At 71.2% G+C, this 26,476-nt stretch carries 27 protein-coding genes, 2 tRNA genes and 2 pseudogenes; 19 read left to right on the top strand and 12 right to left on the bottom strand.

Annotated features, from left to right (window positions below):
• Positions 1-40: 40 nt before the first annotated feature.
• Positions 41-117: transfer RNA gene (locus ACQ86L_RS21020), tRNA-Met, on the bottom strand.
• Positions 118-239: 122 nt separating this feature from the next.
• On the opposite strand from ACQ86L_RS21020, the gene ACQ86L_RS21025 reads away from it, so the two are divergent.
• From ACQ86L_RS21025 to ACQ86L_RS21055, 7 genes are read left to right on the top strand one after another with little or no spacing between them, the layout of a single operon-like run.
• The gene (locus ACQ86L_RS21025; RefSeq protein WP_434317112.1) at positions 240-1,307 is read left to right on the top strand and encodes a response regulator; all 1,068 of its coding nucleotides are present in this window, start codon (positions 240-242) and stop codon (positions 1,305-1,307) included.
• A complete protein-coding gene (locus ACQ86L_RS21030; RefSeq protein WP_434317113.1) occupies positions 1,304-2,314 on the top strand; it encodes an ATP-grasp domain-containing protein in 1,011 nt (336 codons plus the stop codon). The genes ACQ86L_RS21025 and ACQ86L_RS21030 overlap by 4 nt, the downstream gene beginning before the upstream one ends.
• Positions 2,311-3,051, top strand: a complete 741-nt coding sequence (locus tag ACQ86L_RS21035) for a PHP domain-containing protein (protein ID WP_434317114.1) — start codon at positions 2,311-2,313, stop codon at positions 3,049-3,051. The genes ACQ86L_RS21030 and ACQ86L_RS21035 overlap by 4 nt, the downstream gene beginning before the upstream one ends.
• Entirely contained in the window at positions 3,048-3,203 is a 156-nt protein-coding gene (locus ACQ86L_RS21040) for a hypothetical protein (RefSeq protein WP_434317115.1), read from the top strand. The genes ACQ86L_RS21035 and ACQ86L_RS21040 overlap by 4 nt, the downstream gene beginning before the upstream one ends.
• The gene (locus ACQ86L_RS21045; protein ID WP_434317116.1) at positions 3,200-3,586 is read left to right on the top strand and encodes a response regulator; all 387 of its coding nucleotides are present in this window, start codon (positions 3,200-3,202) and stop codon (positions 3,584-3,586) included. The genes ACQ86L_RS21040 and ACQ86L_RS21045 overlap by 4 nt, the downstream gene beginning before the upstream one ends.
• Positions 3,583-5,361, top strand: a complete 1,779-nt coding sequence (locus tag ACQ86L_RS21050) for a sensor histidine kinase (RefSeq protein ID WP_434317117.1) — start codon at positions 3,583-3,585, stop codon at positions 5,359-5,361. The genes ACQ86L_RS21045 and ACQ86L_RS21050 overlap by 4 nt, the downstream gene beginning before the upstream one ends.
• Entirely contained in the window at positions 5,358-6,164 is an 807-nt protein-coding gene (locus tag ACQ86L_RS21055) for a carbon-nitrogen hydrolase family protein (RefSeq protein WP_434317118.1), read from the top strand. Before ACQ86L_RS21050 ends, ACQ86L_RS21055 begins: the two co-directional genes overlap by 4 nt.
• 16 nt (positions 6,165-6,180) lie before the next feature.
• Here ACQ86L_RS21055 and ACQ86L_RS21060 read toward each other — a convergent pair whose 3' ends face one another.
• A complete protein-coding gene (locus tag ACQ86L_RS21060; protein ID WP_434317119.1) occupies positions 6,181-7,377 on the bottom strand; it encodes a pyridoxal phosphate-dependent aminotransferase in 1,197 nt (398 codons plus the stop codon).
• A gap of 148 nt (positions 7,378-7,525) precedes the next feature.
• Between ACQ86L_RS21060 and ACQ86L_RS21065 the strand changes: the two genes are divergently transcribed.
• The 4 genes from ACQ86L_RS21065 to ACQ86L_RS21080 all read left to right on the top strand — a co-directional run bounded on the left by ACQ86L_RS21065 (position 7,526) and on the right by ACQ86L_RS21080 (position 12,167).
• Positions 7,526-9,307: a trypsin-like peptidase domain-containing protein gene (locus tag ACQ86L_RS21065; RefSeq protein ID WP_434317120.1), complete on the top strand. Its 1,782-nt coding sequence runs from the start codon at positions 7,526-7,528 to the stop codon at positions 9,305-9,307.
• A 121-nt stretch (positions 9,308-9,428) separates the two neighbouring features.
• The gene (locus ACQ86L_RS21070; protein WP_434317121.1) at positions 9,429-10,472 is read left to right on the top strand and encodes a glycosyltransferase family 2 protein; all 1,044 of its coding nucleotides are present in this window, start codon (positions 9,429-9,431) and stop codon (positions 10,470-10,472) included.
• Between the two features lie 2 nt (positions 10,473-10,474).
• A complete protein-coding gene (locus ACQ86L_RS21075) occupies positions 10,475-11,293 on the top strand; it encodes a CDP-alcohol phosphatidyltransferase family protein (RefSeq protein WP_434317122.1) in 819 nt (272 codons plus the stop codon).
• Positions 11,286-12,167 (top strand): glycosyltransferase family 2 protein, encoded by an 882-nt coding sequence (locus ACQ86L_RS21080; protein ID WP_434317123.1) that lies wholly within the window; start codon positions 11,286-11,288, stop codon positions 12,165-12,167. The genes ACQ86L_RS21075 and ACQ86L_RS21080 overlap by 8 nt, the downstream gene beginning before the upstream one ends.
• On the opposite strand, the gene ACQ86L_RS21085 is transcribed toward ACQ86L_RS21080, so the two are convergent.
• The 6 genes from ACQ86L_RS21085 to ACQ86L_RS21110 all read right to left on the bottom strand — a co-directional run bounded on the left by ACQ86L_RS21085 (position 12,164) and on the right by ACQ86L_RS21110 (position 16,538).
• Positions 12,164-13,093 (bottom strand): hypothetical protein, encoded by a 930-nt coding sequence (locus tag ACQ86L_RS21085; protein ID WP_434317124.1) that lies wholly within the window; start codon positions 13,091-13,093, stop codon positions 12,164-12,166. The genes ACQ86L_RS21080 and ACQ86L_RS21085 overlap by 4 nt on opposite strands.
• Before the next feature lie 58 nt (positions 13,094-13,151).
• Positions 13,152-13,451 carry a helix-turn-helix domain-containing protein gene (locus tag ACQ86L_RS21090; RefSeq protein ID WP_434317125.1) on the bottom strand — a complete coding sequence of 100 codons (300 nt, stop codon included), beginning with the start codon at positions 13,449-13,451 and terminating at the stop codon, positions 13,152-13,154.
• 261 nt (positions 13,452-13,712) lie between these two features.
• Positions 13,713-14,033, bottom strand: coding sequence for a hypothetical protein (locus ACQ86L_RS21095; RefSeq protein ID WP_345839497.1), 321 nt, complete (start codon positions 14,031-14,033; stop codon positions 13,713-13,715).
• A 138-nt stretch (positions 14,034-14,171) separates the two neighbouring features.
• Positions 14,172-14,906, bottom strand: a complete 735-nt coding sequence (locus tag ACQ86L_RS21100) for an ABC transporter ATP-binding protein (protein WP_434317126.1) — start codon at positions 14,904-14,906, stop codon at positions 14,172-14,174.
• Positions 14,907-15,791, bottom strand: a complete 885-nt coding sequence (locus tag ACQ86L_RS21105) for an ABC transporter permease (RefSeq protein ID WP_434317127.1) — start codon at positions 15,789-15,791, stop codon at positions 14,907-14,909.
• Positions 15,792-15,845: 54 nt separating this feature from the next.
• On the bottom strand, positions 15,846-16,538 hold the full coding sequence (locus ACQ86L_RS21110) for a phosphocholine cytidylyltransferase family protein (RefSeq protein ID WP_345839495.1): 693 nt from the start codon (positions 16,536-16,538) through the stop codon (positions 15,846-15,848).
• 383 nt (positions 16,539-16,921) lie between these two features.
• Here ACQ86L_RS21110 and ACQ86L_RS21115 point away from each other — a divergent pair, with 383 nt between their 5' ends.
• The 4 genes from ACQ86L_RS21115 to ACQ86L_RS21130 are packed head-to-tail and all read left to right on the top strand — an operon-like array spanning position 16,922 to position 19,804.
• Positions 16,922-17,935 carry an ABC transporter ATP-binding protein gene (locus tag ACQ86L_RS21115; protein WP_434317128.1) on the top strand — a complete coding sequence of 338 codons (1,014 nt, stop codon included), beginning with the start codon at positions 16,922-16,924 and terminating at the stop codon, positions 17,933-17,935.
• Positions 17,911-18,627 carry a hypothetical protein gene (locus ACQ86L_RS21120; RefSeq protein ID WP_434317129.1) on the top strand — a complete coding sequence of 239 codons (717 nt, stop codon included), beginning with the start codon at positions 17,911-17,913 and terminating at the stop codon, positions 18,625-18,627. Before ACQ86L_RS21115 ends, ACQ86L_RS21120 begins: the two co-directional genes overlap by 25 nt.
• Positions 18,615-19,487 carry a hypothetical protein gene (locus ACQ86L_RS21125; protein ID WP_434317130.1) on the top strand — a complete coding sequence of 291 codons (873 nt, stop codon included), beginning with the start codon at positions 18,615-18,617 and terminating at the stop codon, positions 19,485-19,487. The genes ACQ86L_RS21120 and ACQ86L_RS21125 overlap by 13 nt, the downstream gene beginning before the upstream one ends.
• A 35-nt stretch (positions 19,488-19,522) precedes the next feature.
• Positions 19,523-19,804 carry a DUF3039 domain-containing protein gene (locus ACQ86L_RS21130; RefSeq protein ID WP_370057043.1) on the top strand — a complete coding sequence of 94 codons (282 nt, stop codon included), beginning with the start codon at positions 19,523-19,525 and terminating at the stop codon, positions 19,802-19,804.
• A gap of 5 nt (positions 19,805-19,809) precedes the next feature.
• On the opposite strand, the pseudogene ACQ86L_RS21135 reads toward ACQ86L_RS21130, so the two are convergent.
• A pseudogene (locus tag ACQ86L_RS21135) lies at positions 19,810-21,113 on the bottom strand (nicotinate phosphoribosyltransferase).
• Between the two features lie 43 nt (positions 21,114-21,156).
• Here ACQ86L_RS21135 and murI point away from each other — a divergent pair.
• From murI to ACQ86L_RS21155, 4 genes are all read left to right on the top strand, one after another.
• The gene (gene murI / locus ACQ86L_RS21140; RefSeq protein ID WP_434317131.1) at positions 21,157-21,975 is read left to right on the top strand and encodes a glutamate racemase; all 819 of its coding nucleotides are present in this window, start codon (positions 21,157-21,159) and stop codon (positions 21,973-21,975) included.
• A 34-nt stretch (positions 21,976-22,009) separates the two neighbouring features.
• Complete coding sequence (rph, locus tag ACQ86L_RS21145) at positions 22,010-22,765, top strand: ribonuclease PH (RefSeq protein ID WP_434317132.1); 756 nt, start codon at positions 22,010-22,012, stop codon at positions 22,763-22,765.
• Positions 22,765-23,364 (top strand): RdgB/HAM1 family non-canonical purine NTP pyrophosphatase, encoded by a 600-nt coding sequence (rdgB, locus tag ACQ86L_RS21150; RefSeq protein WP_434317133.1) that lies wholly within the window; start codon positions 22,765-22,767, stop codon positions 23,362-23,364. Before rph ends, rdgB begins: the two co-directional genes overlap by 1 nt.
• Before the next feature lie 91 nt (positions 23,365-23,455).
• Positions 23,456-24,358: a cation diffusion facilitator family transporter gene (locus tag ACQ86L_RS21155; RefSeq protein WP_434317134.1), complete on the top strand. Its 903-nt coding sequence runs from the start codon at positions 23,456-23,458 to the stop codon at positions 24,356-24,358.
• 75 nt (positions 24,359-24,433) lie between these two features.
• Here the strand turns inward: ACQ86L_RS21155 and ACQ86L_RS21160 are convergent, their stop codons facing one another.
• From ACQ86L_RS21160 to ACQ86L_RS21170, 3 genes and pseudogenes are all read right to left on the bottom strand, one after another.
• Positions 24,434-25,144, bottom strand: a complete 711-nt coding sequence (locus ACQ86L_RS21160; protein WP_434317135.1) for a DedA family protein — start codon at positions 25,142-25,144, stop codon at positions 24,434-24,436.
• Between the two features lie 149 nt (positions 25,145-25,293).
• Positions 25,294-25,375 (bottom strand) — tRNA-Leu (locus ACQ86L_RS21165).
• Positions 25,376-25,392: 17 nt separating this feature from the next.
• Positions 25,393-26,429 (bottom strand): annotated as a pseudogene (locus ACQ86L_RS21170) (LLM class flavin-dependent oxidoreductase).
• Positions 26,430-26,476: the final 47 nt, after the last annotated feature.

Below are 26,476 nucleotides of genomic sequence, written 5' to 3' on the forward strand. Positions count from 1 at the left end.
CGGCCCGGACCTGGGGATTTCTCCTCAAGTCCGGGCCAGTTGGTTGCGGGGGCAGGATTTGAACCTACGACCTCTGGGTTATGAGCCCAGCGAGCTACCGAGCTGCTCCACCCCGCGGCACAAGAATTGACTCTAGCACGGGGCCGGGGCAGTGCGAAATCGGCTGCAGCCCCGGGCGAGTCCGGATCGCGTAGACCGGTCGTCCCAGTAGAGTTCTGGCAGGACCCGGAGGAAGGCGAATGGCGAACCCTGCGCAGAAGTATCGCGTGTGCGTGATCGAGGACGATCCGGACGTCGCGTTCTACATGAAGACAGTGCTCGAGAAGCGTGCCGACGCGCAGGTCGTCGCCGTGACGGACCCCTCCATCGCCCTCGACACCATCGCGGCGTTCGACCCCGATGTGGTGATCACCGACATCGAGATGCCCGGCATCTCGGGCATCGACCTCCTGCGCGAGCTGCGCGGCCGCCACCCGGGGATGCCCGTCGTCGTGATGACCGCGCACGTCTCGGTCGACTACGCCGTCTCCGCCCTGCGCGCCCAGGCCGACGAGTTCCTCACCAAGCCGATCGCCTCCTCCGAGCTGGTCGCCATCGTCGGACGGCTCGCGGAGGAGGGCCGCGCCAAGCGCGCCGCCAGCCAGCAGCAGGTGGTCCTCGCGATCGGCGCGCACCCGGACGACGTCGAGATCGGCGTCGGCGGCATCCTCTCCGCGCACCGCGACGCCGGCAACCAGGTGGTCATCCTCACCCTCTCCCGCGGCGCCCGCGGCGGCGACGTGGACGACCGTCAGCACGAGTCGCTCGCGGCGGCCGAACTGCTCGGCGCCCGGCTGTTCCTGGAGGACCTGGAGGACACCCGGATCTCGGCGGCCGACCCCACCGTGAGCATCATCGAGCGCGTCGTCGCCGAAGTGAAGCCGGACATCGTCTACACCCACTCCGCGCACGACCGCCACCAGGACCACCGCGCCGTGCACGCCGCCGTGGTCGTCGCGACCCGCGACGTGCGCACGGTGTGCTGCTTCCAGAGCCCGTCGGCGACCATCGACTTCCGGCCGACCCGGTTCGTGCCGATCGACGGCTTCACGGAGTCCAAGCTGCGGCTCATCGACTGCTTCCGCTCGCAGACCGAGCAGCGCGCGTACATGGAGCACGACTTCGTGCTCGCCACCGCGCGGTACTGGTCGCGGTTCGGCGGCGGCACGAGCTGCGAGCCGCTGGAGGTGATGCGCGACACGGCAGACATCTCGGTGCCGGCCGCGAGCATCCACACCGACGCCCGGATCAGAAGGAACCACGAATGACCCGGAGCGCCACCCGCGTCCTCGTCACCGGAGCCGGGGGACCGGCCGGGATCGCCGTGATCCGCTCGCTGCTGAAGCGCGACGACGTCGAGGTGCTCGCCGCGGACATGGACGGCTGGGCGAGCGGGCTGTACCTGGTGCCGGAGCCGGCCCGCCGGATCGTGCCACCGGGGACGTCGACGCAGTTCGTGGACGACGTGATCGCGCTGTGCGCCGCCGACGGCGTCGACGTGCTGTTCTCGACGGTGGACGTCGAACTGCCGGGGCTCGCCGCGCGGAGGGACGAGCTGGCCGCCGTCGGCACGGCCCTCGCCGCGCCGAGCCACGAGACGCTCGTGACCTGCCTCGACAAGTACCGGCTCGCGCGGGCGGTCGCCGGCCACGCCCGCCTCCCGGAGACCCGGCTGCTCGACCGCGACGGCGTGGGCGCGGAGTGGGTCTTCCCGGTGATCGTCAAGCCGCGCAGCGGCGCAGGCTCGCGCGGCGTCCGGCTCATCGCCGACCGCGCGGCGCTGGAGGCGCTGGGCGAGGACCGCAGCGTCATCATCCAGGAGAACCTCCCGGGCGAGGAGTTCTCGGTCGACGTGCTCGCCGGCCTCGACGGCAGCGTCATCGCCGCCGTCCCGCGCTCCAGGGAGCGGGTCGACTCCGGTGTCTCGATCGCCGGCCGCACAGTGCGCAGGGCCGAGCTGTCGGAGACCGCGGCGGACGTGGCGCGCGCCATCGGCCTGACCGGGGTCGCCAACGTGCAGCTCCGCTACAGCAGCGACGGCGTCCCCGCCCTGCTGGAGGTCAACCCGCGGTTCCCCGGCGCCATGCCGCTGACGATCGCCGCCGGCGTCGACATGCCGTCGCTGCTGCTCGACCTGGTGCTCGGCCGTCCCGTGCCGTCCGCCGTCGACTTCGCCGAGCTCGCCAACGTGCGCTTCCTGGAGGACGTCTTCCTCGATCCGAGCGACGTGCTCGTGTCCGAGAACGCCGCCCACACCGAAGGGCCGGAGGAGTGACAGGGCCGAGCCCTCTTCTGCTGGGCGACTACCACGTCCACTCCACCTTCTCCGACGACGCCCGCAGCACGCTCGCCGAGAACATCGCGGCGGCGCACCGGGCCGGACTGCGGACCGTGCGGCTGACCGACCACGTGCGCGCCTCCACCGCCTGGGTGCCGGAGTTCGTCGCAGCGGTCGCGTCCGAGCCCGTGGCGGACGGGCTCACCGTGCTCACCGGCGTGGAGGTCAAGCTGCTCGACGTCACGGGCGCCGTCGACACGCCCGCCGACCTCGTCGTCGGCGCCGGGGGCGTCGACGCCGTCGTCATCGGCGACCACCAGTTCCCCGGGACCGACGGGCCGTGGTCGCCCGAGGCCACGAAGGAACGCCTTGCCGCGGGCCTCTCGGCGGACGACGCTCTCGACCTCTTGATCGAGGCGAGCATCCGCGCCATGGAGGGCACGCCGCACGCGCAGCTCGCGCACTGGTTCTCCATCCTGCCGAAGGTCGGGCTCGCCGAGGAGCAGCTCGGCGCTTCCCGCCTGGCCGCCTGGGCCGCCGCCGCGGCGGCGACCGGGACGATCGTGGAGGTCAACGAGAAGTGGGCGTGCCCCGGCCCCGACGCCGTGCGCGCGCTGCGGGCCGCCGGAGCGCGTATCGTTGCCTCCACCGACAGTCATGACGCCGCCGACGTGGGCCGCTACGACCGGGTGGCGGCCGTGCTCGACGCCGCCGAACCGGAGGAGCAGGCATGAGTCCCGTCGACCTGACCCGCGTCCAGCGCGAGGAGCTGCAGCGCGAGCTCGACCGCAACCGACGCTGGGAGCTGCGGCTGCCGATCTACGGCGGCGTCGCCCTCCTGGTCATCGCCGCGATCGTCGTGGTGCGGGTGGTGTTCTTCCCGTGACGGCCAAGAGGGTCGTGATCGCCGACGACGACGCCGACATCCGCGGGCTCATGGTCATCGCCGCCAACCGCGCCGGGGTGGAGATCGCGGCCGCCGTCGACAACGGCCAGTCGGCGCTCGACGCGGTGAACGCCGGCGGCATCGACCTGGCGGTGCTCGACATCTCGATGCCGGGGCTGAACGGCGTGGAGGTCGCCGAGGCGATCCGGGGCGACGAGCTGACCAAGAGCACGCTCATCCTCATGGTGTCGGCCTCCGTGCAGCTCCTCACCGACCACGGCATCGTCGCCGACCGCTCGGACAGCTTCATCATCAAACCGTTCAGCCCGCGGGTGCTCTCCGAGCGCATCCGCTCGATGCTCGGACTGGGAGAACCCGCATGACGGTCGACCGCTGGCTCAGCCGCATCCCGCTCGAATCGCCCTCCGTCTTCGTGAAGCTGGTGCCGACTCTGGTCGGCTACGTCATCGCGCTGGGCCTCTCGCTCATCCCCGGGGTGGTGAGCGCGCACATCCCGCTCTTCGTCGCCGCCTCGGTGGCGGTGATGGTCGGCGCCTTCCTGCTGGCGATACTGGTGCCGTGGACGCGGATCGACGTGCACTGGAACGTCGTCGTGCCGCTGGTGGCGATGCTCTCGATCGGCCTGATGCGGATCGGCACCGGAGGCAGCACGTCGTCCATCGGCGTCATCCTGCTGCTGCCGTTCGTCTGGATCGCGACGGAGGAGGGCCGTCGCAACATCGTGATCGCCGCCCTCGGCATCTTCGTTGTGCTGATCGGCCCGATCCTGGTCGATGTCGGTTCGACGAGTCCCGCCGACCTGATCCGCGCCTTCTTCTCTCCCATCATCTACGCGATCGTCGCCGCGGTGGTCAACGAGATCGCCCACCGCTCGCGCAGGCAGCTGGAGGCGACCCGCGCCGCCGCGGAGCAACGCGAGGAGCTGCTCGCGCAGGCCGTGCGCACGCAGGACGAGCTGGTGCTCAACGAGGCCAGGCTGAAGACCGCGAACCGGCTCATCCAGAGCATCTGGAACGCCGTGACGGAGCAGTCGGTGATCGGCACCGACCTCGACGGAGTGATCGACGTCTGGAACCCGGGCGCCGAGAAAATGCTCGGGCTGACCGAGAAGCAGGTCGTCGGCGCCGACCGCAAGGTGATCGAGTTCCACCTCGTGAGCGAGCTGGAGGAGCGGCTGCGCGACATGGACGCGCGCTTCACGACGGTGGCGGGGATGGACGACTTCTCCGCGCTCGTCGACACCGTGCGGGCGGGCTATGCCGACGTGCGCGACTGGACCTACGTGCGTGCCGACGGCAAGCAGGTGCCCGTCCAGGTCGCCGCGACGCCCCGCCTGGACGAGAACGGCCACCGCGTCGGCTTCATCTTCGTGGCCACCGACATGACGCAGGCGCGGGAGTTCGCGCGCCTCAAGGACGAGTTCGTCGGCCTCATCTCGCACGAGCTCCGGACGCCGCTCAGCTCGATCCTCGGCTACCTGGAGCTGATGCGCGACGACGACGAGGCCCCTCTGTCGGACGAGCAGCTGCAGTACCTGGGCGTCGCCGAGCGCAACGCGCACCGTTTGCTGCGGCTGGTCGGCGACCTCCTGTTCACCGCCCAGGTGGAGTCCGGCCGGTTCCCGATCGACATCAAGGACGCGGAGCTGCGCTCGGTCGTCGCCGCCTCCGTCGAGTCGGCCACCCCGGTCGCCGCGATCGCGGGCGTCGAGCTGGTCTGCGACGTGCCGGACGAGCCGGTGGAGGTGCGCGGCGACACCGTGCGTCTCGGCCAAGCGGTCGACAACCTCGTCTCCAACGCGCTGAAGTTCACGCCGGTCGGCGGGAAGGTCACCGTCTCGCTGCACCGCGAGGGCGACGAAGCGGTGGTGGCCGTGACCGACACCGGCATCGGCATCCCGGCGGTCGAGCTCAGCCAGCTCTCGCAACGGTTCTTCCGCGCCTCCACCGCGACGCGCAACGCGGTCCCGGGCGTCGGCCTCGGCCTCACGATCACCAAGGCGATCGTCACCGCGCACGGCGGCCGGCTCGACATCGCGAGCGAGGAGGGCGTCGGCACCTCGATCAGCGTCCGGCTCCCGATCGAGACGCCGCTCCCGGTCGCGGAGGCGGTGCCAGGGGCGGAGGCCCGGCCGTGACCGGCGTCGGCGTCGCGGTGGCGCAGTTCACACCGGGCGACGACCGGGTGCACAACCGGGACGTGGCGGCGGCCCTGATCGCCGTCGCGGCCGCGCGCGGCGCGCGGCTCGTCGTGCTGCCGGAGTACTCCTCCTACTTCACCGACCCGCTCGGGCCGTCCTTCGCGCGCAACGCGGAGCCGCTCGACGGGGAGTTCGTCCAGGCGCTCCAGGCCGCGGCGCGCGAGCACGAGGTCTTCGTGATCGCCGGGCTCGTCGAGCAGACCGGCGTGCGCGACAAGTTCGCCAACACGCTCGTCGCGGTCGGCCCGGCCGGCGAGCGGCTCGCCGTCTACCGCAAGCAGCACCTGTACGACGCGTTCGGCTCCACGGAGTCCGACTGGGTGGTGCCCGGCGACCTCGCCCTGCCCGAGGTGTTCGAGGTGGACGGCCTCCGGATCGGGATGCAGACCTGCTACGACCTGCGCTTCCCCGAGGTGACGCGCCGGCTGGCGGACGCGGGCGCCGAGCTGGTCGCCGTGCCGGCCGAGTGGGTGCGAGGGCCGCTCAAGGAGCAGCACTGGTCGACGCTGCTGGCCGCGCGCGCGATCGAGAACACCCTGTACGTCGCGGCGGCCGACCACACGCCGCCGATCGGCGTCGGCTCCAGCGCGATCATCGACCCGATGGGCGTCGTGCTCGCGGGGCTGGGGGAGACGACGGGCGTCGCCGTCGCGGAGGCGTCGGCCGAGCGCGTCCAGGAGGTCCGCCGGAGGAACCCGGCGCTCGCGCTGCGGCGCTACCGGGTGGAGCCGATCGACTGAGCAGCCCCCGGGGCGGTCAGCCGCCCAGCGCGGCCAGGCGGGACGCGGCCTCCTCCAGCACCTCGACGCGCTTGCAGAACGCGAACCGCACCAGCGACGCGGTCCGCTGCGCGTAGTCGTCGCGGCAGAAGGCGGACAGCGGAACGGCGACCACCCCGGCGAGCTCGGGCAACCGGCGGCAGAGCTCGACCGCGTCGGGATGCCCGAGCGGCGCGGCGTCCGCGACGACGAAGTAGGTGCCGTCGCTGCGGTGCACGTCGAACCCGGCCGCCCGCAATCCCGCCGACAGGACGTCGCGCTTGTGCGCGAGGGCGGCGGCGATCCCGGTGAAGAACGCGTCGGGGAGCGCGAGCCCGGCGGCCATCGCCGGCTGGAACGGCGCGCCGTTCACGTAGGTGAGGAACTGCTTCACGGCCAGGATCGCCGTCACGAGCTCCGCGGGCGCGGTCAGCCAGCCCACCTTCCAGCCGGTCGTGTTGAAGGTCTTGCCGCCGGAGGAGATGGTGACGGTCCGCTCCCAGCCGCCGGGCAGCGTCGCGACCGGGATGTGCTGCGGCCCGAAGGCCAGGTGCTCGTAGACCTCGTCCGTGACGACGATCGCGTCGTGCCGGTGGGCGAGCTCCACGACCGTCGTCAGCGTCTCCCGGTCGAGGACCGCTCCGGTGGGATTGTGCGGCGTGTTGACCAGGATGACCCGGGTGCGGTCGGTCACCGTCGCGCGCAGCCGGTCGAGGTCCGGCCGGAACGCGGGGGGCTCCAGCGGGACGGTGCGGTGCACGCCGCCGGCGAGGGAGATCACGGCGCCGTACTCGTCGTAGAACGGCTCGAACGTGACGACCTCGTCGCCCGGCTCGAGCAGCGCGAGCAGCGTCGCGGCGATGCCCTCCGTCGCGCCGGCGGTGACCAGCACCTCGCGGTCGGGGTCGACCTCCAGCCCGTAGAACCGCCGCTGGTGATCGGCGACGGCGTGCCGCAGCTCCGGGACGCCGATGCCCGGCGGGTACTGGTTCGCGCCGCTCCGGATGGCGTCGACCGCAGCGTCGAGCACGACGGCGGGGCCGTCCTCGTCGGGGAAGCCCTGTCCGAGGTTGATCGCGCCGGTGCGCACTGCGAGGGCGCTCATCTCGGCGAAGATCGTGGGGCGGACGACGCCGTCCGCGCCCAGCAGTCCCGCGCCGCGCGCGGCGGCCCTCCATGCGCCGGAAACCGTCATGGATCCAACCTAGGGCCTCGCTCCCACCGCATCCATTCGTTACGTTGGGAGGAGTCATCGGGAGGCGGAAGGTCGCCCACAGGACCCGCAAATAGAACGCTCAGGTTGGCATCCCAAGCTGTCTAGTGCTTGGAAGGAGCACCACACCATGACCGACACCCCGATCACCCCGGAGCCCGCGAAGCCCCAGAACGACGCCGACGCCGACGCGGTCGTGGATGCCGGCGCGGCTCGTCCCGCCGAGACCCCCGCTGCGGCTCCGGCCCCGGCCGCGGAGCAGCCCGCTGCCCCGGCAGCCGAGCAGGCCGCGCAGCAGCCGGCCGCTCCGGCAGCAGACCACGGCTGGACCGCTCCGGCCGCCGCTCAGCCCCCGGCGCAGCAGCCGACCGCCGAGCAGCCGACCGCGCAGCAGCCCACGGCGCAGCAGCCGACCGCGCAGCAGCCGACCGCGCAGCAGGGACCCATCCCCGTCGCCAACCACACCCAGCCGACCCAGCCGGTCGCCCCCCAGCAGCCCTACGGCCAGCCTGCGGGCGCACAGCAGCCGCAGCCGCAGCCCAACTACGGCAACGGCTCGTTCGGCCAGCCGCACGCCTACGCGCAGGCTCCCTACGCCCAGCAGCCCGGAGCCCAGCAGCCCTACGCCCAGCAGCCCGGAGCGCAGCAGCCTTACGCCGCCGCGCCGGGCACCGGTGAGAAGGCGCCCCGCAAGCGCAACACCGGCCTCATCATCGCCACGCTCGCCATCGGCGCGCTCATCGGCGGCATCGCCGGCGCCGGCGCCGGGATCGGCCTCTACTCGGCCACCGGCAGCAACGCGACGATCAAGACGGTCTCCGGCCCGCAGAACATCACCGTCAACGACACGAACAACGCCACGACGGTGACCGCGGTCGCCGCCAAGGCGTCGCCCAGCGTCGTCACCATCTCCGTCAGCGCCTCCAGCGAGGGCGGCACCGGCTCCGGCGTCGTGCTCAGCTCGGACGGCTACATCCTCACCAACACGCACGTCGTCACCCTCGACGGCGCCGCGTCCAACGTGAGCGTCAGCGTCACCGACAACAACGGCAAGATCTACACCGCCAAGATCGTCGGCACCGACCCGACCACCGACCTCGCGGTCATCAAGCTCGACGGCGCCAGCGGGATGACCCCGATGAACTGGGCCGACTCCAGCAAGCTGAACGTGGGCGACACCACGGTCGCGATCGGCGCCCCGCTCGGCCTCTCCGGCACCGTCACCGACGGCATCGTGAGCGCGCTGAACCGGTCGATCAGCATCGCGTCCTCCGCGGCGCCGAAGTCCAGCGACGGGTCGAACGGAGGCGGCAGCGGCGACGGCAGCTCGCAGAACCCGTTCAACTTCGACTTCCCGAACCAGGGCGGCGGCTCGTCGCAGAGCGGCGCCCAAGGCACGATCTCGCTCCCGGTCATCCAGACCGACGCGTCGATCAACCCCGGCAACTCGGGCGGCGCCCTGCTCAACAGCAAGGGCGAGCTGATCGGCATCAACGTCGCGATCGCGAGCGCGGGCGGCAGCAGCTCCTCCGGCAGCCAGTCGGGCAGCATCGGCGTCGGCTTCTCGATCCCGTCCAACCTGGCCAAGCGCGTCTCCGACGAGCTCATCAAGAACGGCAAGGCGACCCACGGCCTCCTCGGGGCCTCGGTCGGCGACGCCGCGCAGGACAGCAAGGCGACCACCGTCGGCGCGTCGATCAAGTCGGTCACCTCCGGCGGAGCGGCGGCGAGCGCTGGCCTCCAGGCCGGCGACATCGTGGTCAACTTCAACGGCCTCCCGATCACGGACGCGACCGACCTGACCGCTCAGGTCCGGGCGCTCCCGGCCGGAGCCAAGGCCGACCTGACCTACATCCGGGGCGGCCAGTCCAAGACCACCTCGGTCACCCTGGGCTCGCTCCCGGCGAACTGACCCGGACCCTGCCGGAAGGCCGTCCCGCACCGCGGGGCGGCCTTCCGCGCGTCCCGGCGCCGACGGGTCGCCCAGGCGCCGGCTGATAAGCTCGGCGCGACCCGAACGACGAATGGATCAGATGCCGGACGACAACGTGAACACCCTCCCCGGTGTGTCCTACGTGATGCCCGTCCTCAACGAGGCGACCCACGTGCGGGCGGCGGTCGACAGCCTGCTGGCGCAGGACTACACCGGTCCGTTCGAGGTCACCATCGCCCTCGGCCCCAGCATCGACGGCACCACGGAGCTGGTCGCGGAGCTCGCCTCCGTCGACTCCCGCATCCGCGTCGTCGACAACGACGTGGGCTCGACCCCGGCGGGCCTGAACCTGGCGATCCGCTCCTCGCAGTACCCGGTCGTGATCCGTGTCGACGCGCACAGCGTCCTGCCTCCGGACTACGCCCGCATCGCGGTGGAGGCCATCCAGGAGACCGGCGCCGACAACGTCGGCGGCCTCATGGACGCCCAGGGCACCACGTCGTTCGAGCGCGCGGTCGCCCGGGCCTACGGCAGCCGGATCGGGCTCGGCGGCACCAAGCTCCACGTCGGCGGCGCGGCCGGCCCCGCCGAGACGGTGTACCTCGGCGTGTTCCGCCGCGACCGGCTCCTGGAGGTCGGTCTCTTCGACGAGGAGATCAAGCGCGGCCAGGACTGGGAGCTCAACCGGCGCATCCGGCAGGCGGGAGGGACCGTCTGGTTCACGCCGCGCCTGCGCGTGGTCTACCGGCCGCGCCCCAACCTGTACCGGCTCGCCCGGCAGTTCTTCTCGACCGGCATCTGGCGCGGCGAGCTCGCGCGGCGCTTCCCGGCCTCCAACGGCGTGCGCTACTTCGCCCCGCCGGTGATGGTGCTCGGCGTCGCGCTCGGGGTGCTGCTCGGCCTCGGCGGTGTGCTGCAGGCGCTGCTCGGCGCGACCCCGTGGCTGCTCTGGGCGTTCGCGATCCCCGCCGCCTACCTGGTCATCGTGGTGGCGTCCGCGTTCGTCTGGGGACGGCGCGACGGCTTTTCGTCGTTCCTCTGGTTTCTCGTAGTCTTGCCGTGCATCCATTTCAGCTGGGGCACCGGGTTCATCCTCGGATACCTGTCGCTCACGCGGAACATCACCGCACACACCGGAAGGTAGGCATGTCAGCAGCGGGACCGGCGGCGCACGGAGCGCGGCCAACGTCGATCGCCGAGCTCAAGGCCGTGGCGCAGCCGCCCGAGGTGCGCGGGCGCCGCAACGCCGAGCACTGGACCGCGTCGCTGTACCTGCGCAACCTGTCGCCGTACCTCACCTGGTTCCTGCTCAAGACCTCCATCTCGGCCAACGGCGTGACCGGGCTGATGATCCTGACCGGCTGGGCGACCGCGGCCAGCCTCCTCATCCCGGGGATCGGCGGCGCGGCGCTGGCGCTCGTCCTCGGCCAGCTGCAGATGCTGGTGGACTGCTGCGACGGCGAGGTGGCGCGCTGGCGGAACACGTCGTCCCCGGCCGGGATGTTCCTGGACAACGTCGGCCACTACACGACGGAGACGCTGATCGCGATCGCGCTCGGCGTCCGCGCCGCCGGCTTCCCCTTCGAGGCGCCGCAGGACTACCTCTGGACGAACCTCGGCACACTGCTCGCCCTCATCATCGTGCTCAACAAGGCGCTCAACGACATGGTGCGCGTGGCGCGGGCCAGCGCTGGCCTGCCGAAGCTGGCCGACACGGAGGCCGCCTATGCGCCGACCCACGGCGTCGTCGCCACACTGCGCAAGGCCGCCAAGTTCCTGCCGTTCCACCGGATGTACCACTCGGTCGAGCTGACCATCCTGATCTTCGTCTTCTCGATCGTCGGCCTGTTCATCGGCTCGCCGCTCGCCGACCGCATCCTGCTGTCGATCCTGGTCCCGCTGGCGCTGCTGGCGGCGATCGGGCACTTCGTGGCGATCATGTCCTCCAAACGGGTCCGTGGCTGACCCCACGGTCGGCGTCGTCGTGCTCACGCAGGGCACGCGGCCGGACGACCTGCTGCGCGGCGTGCGGTCCGTCCTCGCCCAGGACGGCGTGACCACCGACGTCGTCGTGGTCGGCAACGGCTGGGACCCGGCGACGTCCGACCCGCCGCTGCCGGCCGGGGTGGCGACGCTGGCGCTGCCGGAGAACCTCGGCATTCCGGCCGGGCGCAACCGGGGCGTTCCGCAGGTGGCGGGGGAGTACCTGCTGTTCCTTGACGACGACGCCGACATCCCGTCGCCCGGCTTCCTGCACGACGCGATCGGGCTGCTGCGCAGCGACCCCGGCATCGGGATGATCCAGCCCCGGCTGCGGGCGCGCGACGGCAAGCCGTCCCCGCGCCGGTGGATCCCGCGGATACGCAAGGGCGACCCGGAGCAGTCGTCGGCGGTGTTCTCGGTGCTGGAGGCCGTGATCGTGCTCCCGCGCGAGGTGTTCGAGCGCGCGGGCGGCTGGGCCGACCCGTTCTTCTACGCCCACGAGGGCATCGAGCTCTCCTGGCGCGTCTGGGACCAGGGCAAGCGCGTCTGGTACGCGGGCGACCTGGTCGCCGAGCACCCGGCCGTCTCGCCCACCCGCCACTCGTACTACTACCGGCTGAACGCCCGCAACCGCGTGTGGCTTGCCCGCCGCAACCTGCCCGCGGTGCTGGTCCCGCTCTACGTGGGCTCGTGGACGGGCATCCAGCTCCTGCGCTGGTTCCGCAAGCCGGACGTCCTGCGCGCGTGGTTCGGCGGCTGGCGCGAGGGCTGGAGCACCGACCCGGGCGAGCGCAGGCCGATCCGCTGGCGCACGGTGCTGCGGATGACCGCAGCCGGGCGGCCGCCGGTCGTTTAGCGCTCGGGTTGTGCCGGCGCGGCCTCGATGGCGGCCTGACCTTCGGCTGCCCCCGGTCCCACCGCCTGCACGTCCTTCGCGCCGCGTCGCAGGGCACGCGTCGGAATCGCGCCGCGCAGCACCGCCCCCGCCTGCACCACACGCCGTCCGGTGCTCGCGCCGAAGCGCCGCACGGCTCCCGGCCCGTCCGCGGGCGTCAGCGCCTCCGGGATGACGAGCGGCGCCGCCCCGAAGGCCAGCCGTGAGTTGGTCACCACGCGCCGGCCGAGGATGTGGTTGCCGGTCCCGCCGACGACCGCGCCGATGCCGAACGGGATCGCCCTGGCGACGATCGACGCCCCGCCGCGCACTGCGAACTGCCGGATGAAGACGTTCCGCAGCCGGTCGACCAGGGGCCCGACGACCATCGACGGCAGCGTGGTCGTGACGAGCTCGCCCCAGTACGCCGTGCGGGTCACCCCGTTGCCGGCCACCTGTGCGGCGAGCTGGCGCACCAGGTCGGAGCCCTCGCGGCCGAGCATCATGGTGAGGACGAGGGCACGTGCACGCGCCGGGTCCTCCACCGCGATGCCGTGCAGCTCGCTGAGCGACTGAGCGTACAGCGCGGTGGCCTCCAGGAACGCGGCGGTCTCCAGCCCGGAGAGGGCCAGGGTCACGCCCGTGCCGATCGCGGGGATGACCGCGGTGGCGCCGACCGCCGCGCCGCCGGTGGTGACCGCCGCGAGATACCGCCGTTCGAGGATGGCGGCGAGCTCGCCGGCCGTCGCATCGGGGAACCGCCGCCGCAGCCCGCGCAGGTGTGCGAGGACCACAGGGCGCTGGATGCCGAGGTAGCGGTCGAGGGTGTTGTCGACGGCGCGCGGGGTGTCGCCACCGCGGGGCGGACCGCCGGTCGGGGAGACGATGGGCTCGGGTCGCTTGGTCATCTTTACCGAGTGTATGCCTCCACGCCGCTGCGACCAGGCCGGCGACGCGGTCGACCCCTCAGCGTCGTCTGTCGCGCTCCCGCAGGAACTCGTCCGCCGACAGCACGTCGAACTCGGCGGGCAGGTCGTCCCGCGACAGGCCTTGGGTCAGGAGTGCGATGTCGGTGCCGAGGACGCTGGCGATCCGCAGCATGGTGACGAGGCTGGGGTTGGCGAGGCCGCGCTCGATCTTGCCGTAGTTGGTGACGTGCATCTGGGCGAGTTCGGCGATGCTCTCCTGGCTGAGGCCGAGGGCGATTCGGGCGTTTCGTACCTTGGCTCCGAAGTGGATCGCGGCAGGAGAAGGCGGTTGTTTCATGCTCCCTGCCTATCCGGTTGCCGATTCCGGAACCAGAGCGCTCGCCCCGGCGTCATTGGTGCCGGAGGCCAGGAGTTCCGAAAATGCATGCCTGCAGCCGCGGCCGACCGCGCACACGGCGCGGCCGGCTGCGGCGCAGAGGCGGCAGGGATCGTCGCATGTTTCATGCCTCATGCCTATCCGGTTGCCGATTCCGGAGCCAGAGCGCTCGACACTCTGTCATTCGAGCCTGAGGCCCGGAGTTCGGAAAATGCCTGCACCTCAGAAGCTGACCTGCCAGAGGTACTCATGCCCATCCGGCGGGAACCAGCGCACGACCAGCAGCGTGTCGCGGGCGGGGTCGTCGCTGCCGCTGAGGCTGGCGCGCACGGCCTCACCCGGCCGGATGCACGACGGTGAGCTCACCCGCACGGACGAGCTGCCCGCGATGCTCACGGTGACGCCGCGGAGCTCCTCGGCGCTGGTGTTGACGAGGCGGAAGTGGGGCGCGCCGCTGCGATCGACGGTCCAGGGGACGCGATACGCGTAGTGCGTGTCGCGGAGTGGGGCGAGTGGGTTGCGAAGGTTCCGAACGTGTCTCATGCGGACCAAGTTAATGACCCCTCCGACGCCCCAGCGCCGAAATCGGGCCTACAGACCACTTTTGGGGATAACTCGTGCGAATTCTTTTCCGTGGAGGACATTCATCCCGGCCAGAAACCCGTTACGACCAGGAGTTTTCTACGCCCCGTAATCCTGGTTGTAGAGGTCGAGCACCTCGTCGATCGGGCCGTCCAGGACCAGGCGGCCCTTGTCGAGGTAGAGCCCGCGGGCGCAGAACCGGCGCAGGTCCTTCTCGTTGTGCGAGACGAAGAAGAGGGTGCGGCCGCTGGCGAGGAGCTCCTCGATCTTCGCGTAGCACTTCTCCCGGAAACCCCGGTCGCCCACCGCGAGCACCTCGTCCACCAGCAGCACGGGCTCCTCGAGCTGCGCGATCACCGCGAACGCGATCCGGACCTTCATGCCGCTGGAGAGGTGCTTGTACGGAGTGTCCACGAAGTCGCCGATCTCGGCGAACGCGATGATCTCGTCGAACCGCGCGTCGATCTGCGGCCTGGTCATCCCGTGCAGCCCGGCCGTGAGGTAGACGTTGTCGCGCACGGTGAGGTCGTCCACGAAGCCGCCGGTGATCTCGATGAGGGGAGCGACGCCCTCGGTGACCTTCACCGTGCCCTCGTCGGGCAGCAGCACGCCGGCGACGAGCTTCAGCAGGGTGGACTTGCCCTGGCCGTTGCGGCCCACCACGCCGATCGCCTCACCCGGCGCGACGCGGAACGACACGTTCCGCAGCGGCCAGAAGTCGTCAGGACGGGCGCGGCGCGTGCGCCCGGCGAACAGGTCCTTGAACGAGCGACGCGCGCCGCGGTTGCGCTTGAACCGTACGCCGAGGCCGGTGACGTCGATGACGGCTGACACCTAGATCTCCTTGAGGACGTCGCGCTCGAAGCGCTTGAACACGAGCCAGCCGATCCCGAGCAGGAGCAACGACATCAGCGCGGCGACGATGACCAGGTACCAGTCCAGCTCCTCGGGGAAGAACGCCGACCGGTAGAGGCTGAAGATGCCGGTGAGCGGGTTGAACGCCGACCAGAAGTGGAGGGAGAACAGCGTCTCGGTCTGGGTTCCCGGGTTCGCGGCGACGTACGCGGCGCAGTGCTTGGCGGCCACTCCCGGGCCGCAGCCGCCCGGGAGGTCGCGCGCGCTGTAGATGATCGGCGACGCATAGAAGAGGAACCGCAGCGCGAGCTTCACGGCGCGCTCCAGGTCGCGGAAGAACACCACGAGCGGCGCGACGATCAGTCCGACGCCGACCGTGAGGACCACCTGGATGAGGACGGCCAGCGGGAAGAGCAGGATGTCGACGTTCACCTTCGCGCCGGTCACGATCGCGAAGATGGCGAGCACGGGCAGCGAGAGCAGGAACTCGATCCCCTTGGCGGTGACGATGCGGTTCACCCAGATCGTGCGGGGGATCATCGTGGAGCGGATCAGCTTCGCCTCGCGGATGAACGCCCGTGTGCTGTCCGACACAGCGCCGTTGAACCACATCCACGGCAGCAGCGCCGCGAGCAGGAAGACGATGTAGGGGTTCTCACCGACGTTGCGGTGGAAGATCACCGTGAAGACGAACCAGTAGATCGCGCTCATGACGAGCGGATCGAGGATCGACCACAGGTAGCCCAGCGCGCTGGTCGAGTAGCGGACGCGCAGGTCGCGCACCGTCAGCAGCCACAGGGAGTGGCGGTACCGGGCGGAGCGCGTCCGCTGCGCGGGGCGCAGATCGGCGGAGGTAGTGGTCACGGGAACCTATCGTATTGATCGCAGGCTGCGTGTTCGCGTCACGCGGCCCTTCGACTATACGAAAAGATTCGCGCGCTCCAGGTCCTCCTGGAAGTCCACCTCGACGGCGTACAGGTCGGAGATGTCGACCGGCTCGGCCAGCAGGCGGTCCTGCTCGATCGCGAGCTCGATGCCGCGCTCGAAGTAGTCCTGGTCGGCGACGCGCTGGAGCTGGCGCAGCAGGGCGGCCTTGTCCTTGCTGGAGATGTAGTTGATGCCGACGGCCTCGCCCAGGCCACCCTTGACGGTCTTGGACAGCTCGTGGATGTAGCCCTCGGGGCCGGTGGTGTACTTGACCTCCTCGTCGGCGACCGACGAGGTGTTGACGGTCACGAAGGTCTGGTCGCGGGCCACCATCGCGGCGCCGCGGACGAGGACGGCCGGGTCGAAGACCACGTCGCCGTTCATCCAGAGCACGCCGCCGGGGCCGGAGGCCTGCAGGGCGCGCATGAGGCTCTTGGAGGTGTTGGTCTGGTCGTACTGCTCGTTGTAGACGAACTCGGCGTCCGGGAACGCCTCGATGATGTGCTCGAGCTTGTAGCCGACGACGATCGTCACCGTGACGTCCTTGCCGAACGCGGCGTGGATGTTGTCGAACTGCTGCTGCATGATGGTGCGGCCGTCGTTCAGCTCGGTCAGCGGCTTGGGGAGGCTCCGGCCGAGCCGGCTGCCCATGCCCGCCGCGAGGATCACTACCTGGGTCGTCACAATCTTCTCCTTGAATCCGCGCGAACCCCGTGTGGGTGTGATGCTGCGGGGCTTCGGCGCCCGCCACCCCCGGGATGTCACCGGGAGTTCATTCACGCTTTACGTGTTTCGACACGCCTTCATGCCTGCACCAGAATACCGGCGACCCTCATCCGGGGGCAGGGGTTGACGTGGGTCGTTGTGCGGTCGTTATGTTCCTCACAGGACTTTCCTAGGCAGTCTGAGAAGCCTGAGGCCGGGACTGCGAGGTCACCCGTCGGGGGTACGCAAGCGGTTCTGTCTTGGTACGGTTGCGTGGTGAGTTTCGAGCGCGCGCGACCCGGCAGCAGCACCGATCCGGAATCCGGCGCGCCCGAATCCAGGGGGACCACGAGGGGGAGCGGATGTCCGAGATCGCGCAGTCCGAGCCGGAGCAGGCGGCGCCCTCCGCGCGCCCCGCGGCCAAGCGGGCACAGCCCAAGACGGCCGCCGCCGCGGCGGGGTCGAGCACGCGCACGCCGACGCCGCGCAAGCGCGCGACCGCCGCGAAGACGACGAAGCCGCGCACGGTGAAGGCCGTGGTCGAGACGGTCCCCGCGGTCGCCGCACCCGCCGAGCCTCCTGAGCCGGTCCGTCCGGCGCCGGCCGTCGACACGCGGCCGAGCGTGCTCACCGTCCACGGGCTCAGCAAGCGCTACGGCTCGATCGTCGCCGTGGACGGCGTGTCGCTGGATGTGCGCGAGGGCTCCTTCTACGGCATCGTCGGCCCGAACGGCGCCGGCAAGACCACGACACTGTCGATGATCACCGGATTGCTGCGTCCCGACGAGGGCCGCATCGTGGTGCACGGCGTCGACGCCTGGACCGAGCCGGTGCGCGCCAAGCACGTCATCGGGGTGCTCCCCGACAAGCTGCGCCTGTTCGACCGCCTCACCGGCGCGCAGTTCCTGCACTACGCCGGCACGCTGCGCGGGCTGTCCGCCAAGACGGTCCACGCGCGCACCGCCGACCTCGCGAACGCCTTCGGCATCGCCGACGCCCTCGACCGGCTGGTCGCCGACTACTCGGCGGGCATGACCAAGAAGATCGCGCTCGCGGCCGCGATGATCCACTCGCCGCGCCTGCTGGTGCTGGACGAGCCCTTCGAGTCCGTCGACCCGGTCTCCGCCGCGAACGTCGTGGACATCCTGCAGCGCTACACCGCGGCGGGCGGCACCGTCGTGCTCTCCAGCCACGGCATGGACATGATCGAGCGGGTCTGCGACAGCGTCGCCATCATCGTCCGCGGCCAGGTGCTCGCGGCCGGGACCATCGACGAGGTGCGCGGAGAGCAGACCCTGGAGGAGCGGTTCGTCGACCTGGCGGGCGGACGCAAGGCGGCGGAGGGCATGGAGTGGTTGCACAGCTTCTCGGACTGAGGCTCAGGCTCCTGGGCAACTCCTTCCGGCGCAGCCCCTGGCAGGTGGCCGGCCTGGTGCTGGCGCTCGGGTACGGCATCCTGACGATCGTGCTGGTGTTCGGCGCCCTGGTGGCGGCGCGCCTCGCGCCGGACGTCGCCGACGTGCACGGGGTGCTCACGGTCGTCGGCTCGATCGTCGTCGCCGGCTTCCTCCTGCTTCCACTGCTGTTCGGCGTGGACGACGCGCTCGACCCGCGCAAGTTCGCGCTGTTCGGCATCCCGGAGCGGGAGCTCGCCCGCGGCCTCGCCCTCGCCGCGCTGGTCGGCGTCCCCGCCCTCGTGCTGTTCGTCTGCTCGCTGGGCACGGTCGTCACCTGGTCCCGCGACCCCGGCGCGGCCGTGCTCGCCGTGCTGTCGGCGCTGATCGTCGTGCCCACCTGCGTTCTCGCCTCGCGGATCTCGACGGCGCTCGCGTCGCTCCTGGTCCCGCCGCGCCGCTCGAAGGAGGCCGGCGGGGTCATGGCGATCCTCGCCCTGGTCCTGATCGCCCCCGTGCTGATCCTGCTGCTCACCGTCGACTGGGGCCGCGACGGCCTCGGCACGCTGAACGGCTTCGCCGGCTGGCTGCAGTGGACGCCGCTCGGCGCGGTCTGGAGCATGCCGGGCGCCGCGGCCGAGGGCGACGGGGAGCGGCGTTCGTGCAGTTCCTGATCGCCGTCGCGACCGTCGGCGTGCTCTGGCTGGTCTGGCGCACCCTCGTCGCGCTGGTGCTCGTCGCGCCGGAGCGGGAGGAGCGCGTGCGCGACCACCACGGCCTCGGCTGGTTCGCCCGGCTCCCCGGCGGCCCGACCGCCGCGATCGCCGCGCGCTCGATGACCTACTGGGGGAGGGACGCGCGCTACTGGGTCGCCCTCGTGGTGGTCCCGGTCATCCCGGTGTTCGTGGTCGTGGCGCTCGCGCTCGGCGGCCTCCCGATCCACTTCGCCTCGCTGGTGCCGCTGCCGCTGGTCTGCCTGTTCCTCGGCTGGACCATCCACAACGACGTCGCGTTCGACAGCACGGCGGTCTGGCTGCACCTGGTGTCGGGAACGCGCGGCATCGCGGACCGGCTCGGGAGGATGTTCCCGCCGGTGCTCATCGGCATCCCGGTCATCGTGGTGGGCTCGATCGTGACCGCGGCGGTGTACGGCGACTGGGCCGTGCTGCCCGCGGTCGCCGCGCTGTGCGGGTCCATCCTGGTGATCGGACTCGGCCTGTCGAGCGCGTTCTCCGCATTGTTCCCGTACCCGGCGACCAAGCCGGGCGACAGCGCGTTCATGCAGCCGCAGAACTCCGGCGCGTCGGCCGCCCTCGCCCAGGCGTTCAGCTTCTTCGCGATCGTCATCCTGGCGTCGCCCGCGATCGTCTTCCTCGTCCTCGGCCTGACCGTCAACCCGTTCTGGCTCGGCATCTCGCCGATCGCGTCGGTGCTGGTCGGCTTCGCCGCGCTCGGCGGCGGACTGTGGGCGGGCGCGCGGGCGTTCGACAAGCGCGGCCCGGAGCTGATGGCGTTCGCCAACCGCAACGACTGAGCGACGTGCCTGCGCGACGTGCCTAGACTGGGACGATGAACGACGCCAGCATCCTCGAACCCGGCGGCGAGCCGGGAGGCGGTGGCACCTCCACCCTGGAGCGGCCCGATGTCCGGGAGACCCCGCAGAACTCCGAGCCGGGGGATCACGAGCGCTTCTCGCACTATGTGAAGAAAGAGCAGATCCTGGAGTCCGCGATGACCGGCAAGCCCGTCAAGGCGCTCTGCGGCAAGATGTGGACCCCTGGCCGCGACCCGGACAAGTTCCCGGTCTGCCCCACCTGCAAGGAGATCTACGAGAAGCTGCGGGACGAGTAGCCCGCTCAGCCGAAGATCGTCGGCAGCACCGGGTCGCCCCTGCCGAGCCGGAACGCCTCGTCCGGCAGTTCCCGCATCGCGCTCGCGCGGTGCTCGCGCGCCCGGGCGGTGCCCTCCGGGCCGAGGTGCTCGCGGTGCAGCTCGCCGTCCGTGACCAGCGGGACGAGGAGGTCGCGGCCGGTGTCGTCGGGGATGTCGCCGGCCTCCACGATGTGGACGACCTCCGCGACCGCGCGCCCCGACGCGTCGAGCCGGCGCACCGGGTGCTTGCGGCCGGGGATGCTCGGCTTGCCGTCCGACTTCTTGGCCACCGGCACCCACGCGCCGTCGTCGCCGCGGTGCGCGACGAGCTTGTAGACCATCCCGGAGGCCGGTGACCCTGAGCCGGTGACGACCGACGTCCCGACGCCGTACGAGTCGACGGGCGACGACGACAGCGCGGCGATGGTGAACTCGTCCAGGTCGTTCGTCACGGTGATGCGCGTGCGGGTCGCGCCGAGCCGGTCGAGCTGCTCGCGCACCTGGCGGACGAGCTTCGGGAGGTCGCCCGAGTCGAGGCGGACGGCGCCCAGCTCCGGGCCGGCGACCTTCACCGCCGTCTCGATCGCGCGCTCCACGTCGAAGGTGTCGACCAGCAGCGTCGTGCCGGGCCCCATCGCCGCGACCTGCGCGCGGAAGGCGTCCTCCTCGCTGTCGTGCAGCAGGGTGAACGCGTGCGCCGCCGTGCCCATGGTCGGCACTCCCCACGTTCGGCCGGCCTCCAGGTTGGAGGTCGCGCCGAAGCCCGCGATGTACGCGGCCCGCGCGGCCGCGACGGCGCTGCGCTCGTTGGCCCGGCGCGAGCCCATCTCGGCGAGCGGGCGCCCGGCGGCGGCGGTGACCATGCGGGCCGCGGCGGAGGCGACGGCGGAGTCGTAGTTGAAGACGCTGAGGATGAGCGTCTCCAGGATCACCCCTCCGCGAACGGCGCGTCCACGATCAGGAACGGCGAGCCGGGGAAGTACACCTCGCCCTCGCGGTAGCCCCGGATGGTGCCGGAGAACCGGAAGTCGGCGAGCCAGTCCAGCGTCTCCTGGCGCACCACGTCGTGGTCGCGCAGGAACTCCAGCTCGGCGTCGCCGAAGCGGAAGCGCTCGATCAGCTCCAGCAGCCGCCCGGTGCCCGCGATGACGCCGTAGCGCCGGCCGGTGGGCAGATGGCGGGTGAACGCCTCGAACACGCTCTCGCGGTCGTGCGTCCCCCCGAGCAGTGCGGCGTCGAGCATCGTGAGCTCGTAGCGGTCGGTCAGGAGCGCGGAGGACTCGGTCACGGCTCCACCTTAGCCACGGCGCGGGCGGGTAGGCTGGACTGCTGTGACGGATGCGCCGATTGGGATCTTCGACTCGGGGGTCGGCGGGCTCACCGTCGCCCGGGCGATCCGCGACCAGCTCCCGAACGAGTCGCTGCTCTACGTCGGCGACACCGCGCACTCGCCGTACGGGCCGAAGTCGATCGCGGATGTGCGCCGCTACTCCCTGGAGGTCCTCGACTTCCTGGTCGATCAGGGCGTCAAGCTGATCGTGATCGCCTGCAACACCGCGTCCTCCGCCATGCTGCGCGACGCCCGCGAGCGCTACTCCGTGCCGGTGATCGAGGTCATCCAGCCGGCCGTGCGCCGTGCGGTGTCCGCCACCAGGACGGGCCGCGTCGGCGTCATCGGCACGGCGGGCACGATCTCATCCCGCGCCTACGAGGACGCCTTCGCCGCCGCGCCGTCGCTGGAGCTCTTCACGCAGGCCTGCCCGCGCTTCGTGGAGTTCGTGGAGGCCGGGATCACCAGCGGCGAGGAGGTGCTGCGCGTCACCGCCGAGTACCTCCAGCCGTTGCGCGAGGCCGACGTGGACACGCTGGTGCTCGGCTGCACGCACTACCCGTTCCTCAAGGGGGCCATCTCGTACGTCATGGGCGAGGGCGTCTCCCTCGTCTCCAGCGACACCGAGACCGCCAAGGACGTCTACCGCACGCTCGTCAGCCGCGGCCTGGAGCGCACGGAGACCACCCCGCCCAGCATCCGCTACGAGGCGACCGGGGACGACACCGACTACTTCCTGCGCCTCGCGCACCGGTTCATCGGCCCGGAGATCTTCCGCGTCGACCTGGTGCACACCGGCGTGATCGACCTCCCGCTCTGACCCACGACCACCGTTTCCGACCGAGGAGAGAACTGTGACCGACATCACCCGCGCCGATGGCCGCACCCCCGACGGGCTCCGGCCCGTCACGATCGAGCGCGGCTGGAGCCGGCAGGCGGAGGGCTCCGCGCTCGTCTCGTTCGGCAACACGCGCGTGCTGTGCACGGCCTCCTTCACGAACGGCGTGCCGCGCTGGATGACCGGCAAGGGCAAGGGCTGGGTCACCGCCGAGTACGCCATGCTGCCGCGCTCCACGAACGAGCGCATGGACCGGGAGTCGGTCAAGGGCCGGATCGGCGGCCGCACCCACGAGATCAGCCGCCTGATCGGCCGCAGCCTCCGTGCGGTGGTCGACATGAAGGCGCTGGGCGAGAACACGATCGTGATCGACTGCGACGTGCTCCAGGCCGACGGCGGCACCCGCACGGCCGCGATCACCGGCGCCTACGTCGCGCTCGCCGACGCGCTGGAGTGGGGCCGCGAGCACCGCTTCATCGGCCAGAAGGCCACCCCGCTGATCGACTCGGTCTCCGCGGTCTCCGTCGGCATCATCGACGGCACGCCGATGCTCGACCTGGCCTACGTGGAGGACGTGCGCGCCGAGACCGACATGAACGTCGTCGTCACCGGCCGCGGCCTGTTCGTGGAGGTGCAGGGCACGGCGGAGGGCGCGCCCTTCGACCGCGGCGAGCTGAACTCCCTCCTCGACCTGGCGCTCGGCGGCACGACCGAGCTGGCCGCCGTCCAGCGCGCGGCGCTGGAGTCGTCCGCTCTCGGCATCGAGGGCTGATGGTCCGCGTCGTCCTCGCCACCCACAACCGGCACAAGGCCCGGGAGTTCCAGCAGATCCTCGGCGACGCCGTCCCCGGCCTGGAGATCGTCGGCTACGACGGACCGGAGCCGGTGGAGGACGGCGTGACGTTCGAGGCGAACGCGCTCATCAAGGCGCGCGCCGCGGCCGCCCACACCGGCCTGCCCGCGCTGGCCGACGACTCCGGCATCTGCGTGGACGCGATGGGCGGCGCGCCGGGGATCTTCTCGGCGCGCTGGGCGGGGCGGCACGGCGACGCGGAGGCCAACCTCCGGCTGCTGCTCGACCAGCTCGCCGACCTCCCGGACGGCTCGCGCACGGCGCACTTCACCGCGACCCTGGCGCTGGTGTCGCCGGACGGGCGGGAGTCCGTGGTCGAGGGACTCTGGCCCGGCCGGATCGCGCACGAGGCGCGCGGCGAGCACGGCCACGGCTACGACCCGATCTTCGTGCCGGACGGGCACGAGGGCACCGCGGCGGAGCTCGGGCCGGAGGTCAAGAACGCCGAGAGCCACCGCTCGCGGGCCTTCGCCGCCATCGTTCCCGCCCTTCGGGAGCTGGTCGCGGACGCGCACTGAGCGCCGCGCGGTGAGAATGAGAACGGCACTCATTCCTATCTAGCCGGTGCGCTGGCACGCCGCGGCGACTTCGACATACCGTAGAAGAACCATGAGCCACGACCACGGCCACTCGGCCAACCGCAACCGCCTCCTGATCGCCATCGGGATCGTCGCCGCGGTGCTCGTCGTCCAGGTCGTGGGCGCGTGGCTGAGCGGTTCGCTCGCGTTGCTCGCCGACGCCGGCCACATGCTGAGCGACCTGACCGGCCTGGTCGTCGCGCTCATGGCCACCATCGTGGCGGCCCGCCCGGCGACCGACCGGCAGACGTTCGGCTACCGCAGGGCGGAGGTCTTCGGCGCGCTCATCAACGGCCTGATCCTCGTCGTGGTGGCGGTGTTCGTGACCGTCGGGGCGATCGGCCGGCTCGTGTCGGGGGAGACGGAGGTCCAGTCCGGCCCGATGCTCGTGGTCGCCGCCATCGGCCTGGTCGCGAACCTGGGCGCCCTGCTGCTGCTGCGTCCCGCCGCCGATCACTCGATCAACATGCGCGGCGCCTACCTGGAGGTGTTCGGCGACCTGATCGGCTCGCTGACCGTCATCGTCGCGGCGCTGGTGATCATGTTCACCGGCTTCGCGCCCGCCGATGCCATCGCGTCGCTGCTGATCGCCGCGTTCATCGTCCCGCGCGCGGTGCTGCTGCTGCGCGACGTGGTGCGCGTGCTGAGCGAGGCGGCGCCCGCGGACACGGACGTCGCGGAGATCCGCGACCACATCTTGGGGACGAAGGGCGTCGTGGCCGTGCACGATGTGCACGTCTGGGCGATCACCTCCGGCGCGCCAGTGTTCACCGCGCACGTCGTGGTCGAGCCCGCCGTCTTCCGCTCCGGGGCGACCGGCGACCTCCTGGACGAGCTCTCCGGCTGCCTGGCGAAGCACTTCGACGTGGAGCACTCGACGTTCCAGCTGGAGCCGGCCGAGCACGCCGCGCACGAGGACGAGTTCCACCGCTGAGCGGCAGACGAGGGGCACGTAAACGCCCCAAAGACGCACTTTTCGGGGCGCTTACGTGCCCCTCGACGTCAGGCGTCAGGCGTCGGGCGTGGGTCGCGGCTCGGCGACGTCGGCCCCGGCCTCCGCCTCCAGGCGCTTCTTCTTCGCCTTGTGCAGCGACTGGAAGTAGTGGAACAGCGTCGGGATGAGCGTGATCACCACCGCGCCGATGAGGATCAGGTCGATGTAGTGCGTGACGAAGTTCGCGATCGGCGGGATGTACCCGATGAGGTAGCCGAACAGCGTGAGCCCCGCGCCCCAGAGCAGGGCGCCGATCGCGTTGTAGAGCGAGTACTTCTTGTAGTTCATGTGCCCGACGCCCGCGGCGACCGGGGCGAAGGTGCGCACGATCGGCACGAACCGCGCCAGGATGACCGCGAGCGCGCCGAACCGGTCGAAGAACGCGTTGGTGCGCCGCACGTTCTCCATGCTGAACAGGCCGGTCTCCTTGCGTTCGAACACGCGCGGCCCGGCCTTGTGCCCGATCAGGTAACCGACCTCGCCGCCGAGGAACGCCGCGAACGAGATGGCCAGGCACACCCACCAGATGTCGACGCCGAAGACGCGCGAGGTGTGGGTGAGCAGGCCGGAGATCACCAGCAGGGTGTCGCCGGGCAGCAGGAAGCCGACCAGGAGGCCCGTCTCGGCGAACACGATGCCGCACACCACGAGCAGCGCCCACGGGCCGGCCGCGGCGATGATCGTGTTGGGGTCGAGCCAGGGGATGAGGCCGGCGTGATGGATCACGTGTCTCCAGGGTTTCGGGTGGCGGATTCAGCCCCGAGTTTAGTGGGCGCAACCTGCACGAACCGTGCGAATCAGGGCACTCCCGGCGAAGATCACCCTGTGGACCCACTGAACGCGGCCGGTGTTCATCCCGTGGATGGACGATGAAGTGCGGGAGAAGGGACTCGAACCCTCACGCCGTGAAGCACAGGAACCTAAATCCTGCGTGTCTGCCAGTTTCACCACTCCCGCGGTCGCGCTGCGCGCGGCTACGACAATAGCTCATCCACGCGCGGCGCGACCTCGCGGCCCAGCAGGTCGATGGCCCGCAGGAGGTGGTCGTGGCCGAGGGTGCCGTTGCTGAGCTTGACGTCGAACCGGGTGAGGCCGAGGCCGCGCGCGGCGTAGGCGATCTTCTGCGCGACCGTCTCCGGCGAGCCGACGACGAGGGCGCCGTCCTCCGCCGCCTCGTGCTCGAAGCGCGCGCGGGTCGCCGGCGGCCAGCCGCGCTCGCGGCCGATCCGGTTCGTCATGGCCTCCCAGTGCGGCCAGAGCAGGTCCTTGGCCTCCTGGTCGGTCTCGGCGACGAAGCCGGGGAGTGCACGCCGATCGGGAGGTCGGTGTCCTGGCCGAACTGCTCCAGCGCGTTGCGGTAGAGCTGGGTCAGCGGCTGGAAGCGCATCGGCCCGCCGCCGATGATCGCGACCATGAGCGGGAGGCCGTAGCGCGCGGCGCGGACCACGGACTCCGGGCTGCCTCCGACGCCGATCCAGGTCTTCAGGAGACCGTGCTCGATCGGGGGATAGACGGACTGCTCGGTGAGGGGCGGCCTCAGCGTGCCGCTCCAGGTCACCGGCTCCTGCCGGCGGACGGCGGCGAACAGGTCGAGCTTCTCGTCGAACAGCTCCTCGTACTGGCCGAGGTCGAAGCCGAAGAGCGGGAACGACTCGATGAACGAGCCGCGGCCGAGGATGACCTCCGCCCGGCCGTTGGAGACGCCGTCGAGGGTCGCGAAGCGCTGGAACACCCGGACCGGGTCGTCCGAACTGAGCACGGTGACCGCCGAGCCGAGGTGGATGCGCTCTGTCTGGCCCGCGATCGCCGCGAGCACGACCTCCGGGGCGGCTACCGAGAAGTCCTTGCGGTGGTGCTCGCCGATCCCGATGAAGTCGAGCCCGGCCTGGTCGGCCGCCACGCCCTCCGCGACGACGTTGCGCAGCACCTGTGCGTGCGGCAGCGGCTTCCCGTCGGCGTCCAGCGTGATGTCGCCGAACGTGTCGATCCCGATCTCCAGCCGTGCGGCCATGTCCGTCCTCCTGCTCGATGCGTATGCATACGAATCGAACGGTACGG

The organism is Leifsonia sp. P73, assembly GCF_051059105.1.
GTDB lineage: Bacteria > Actinomycetota > Actinomycetes > Actinomycetales > Microbacteriaceae > Leifsonia.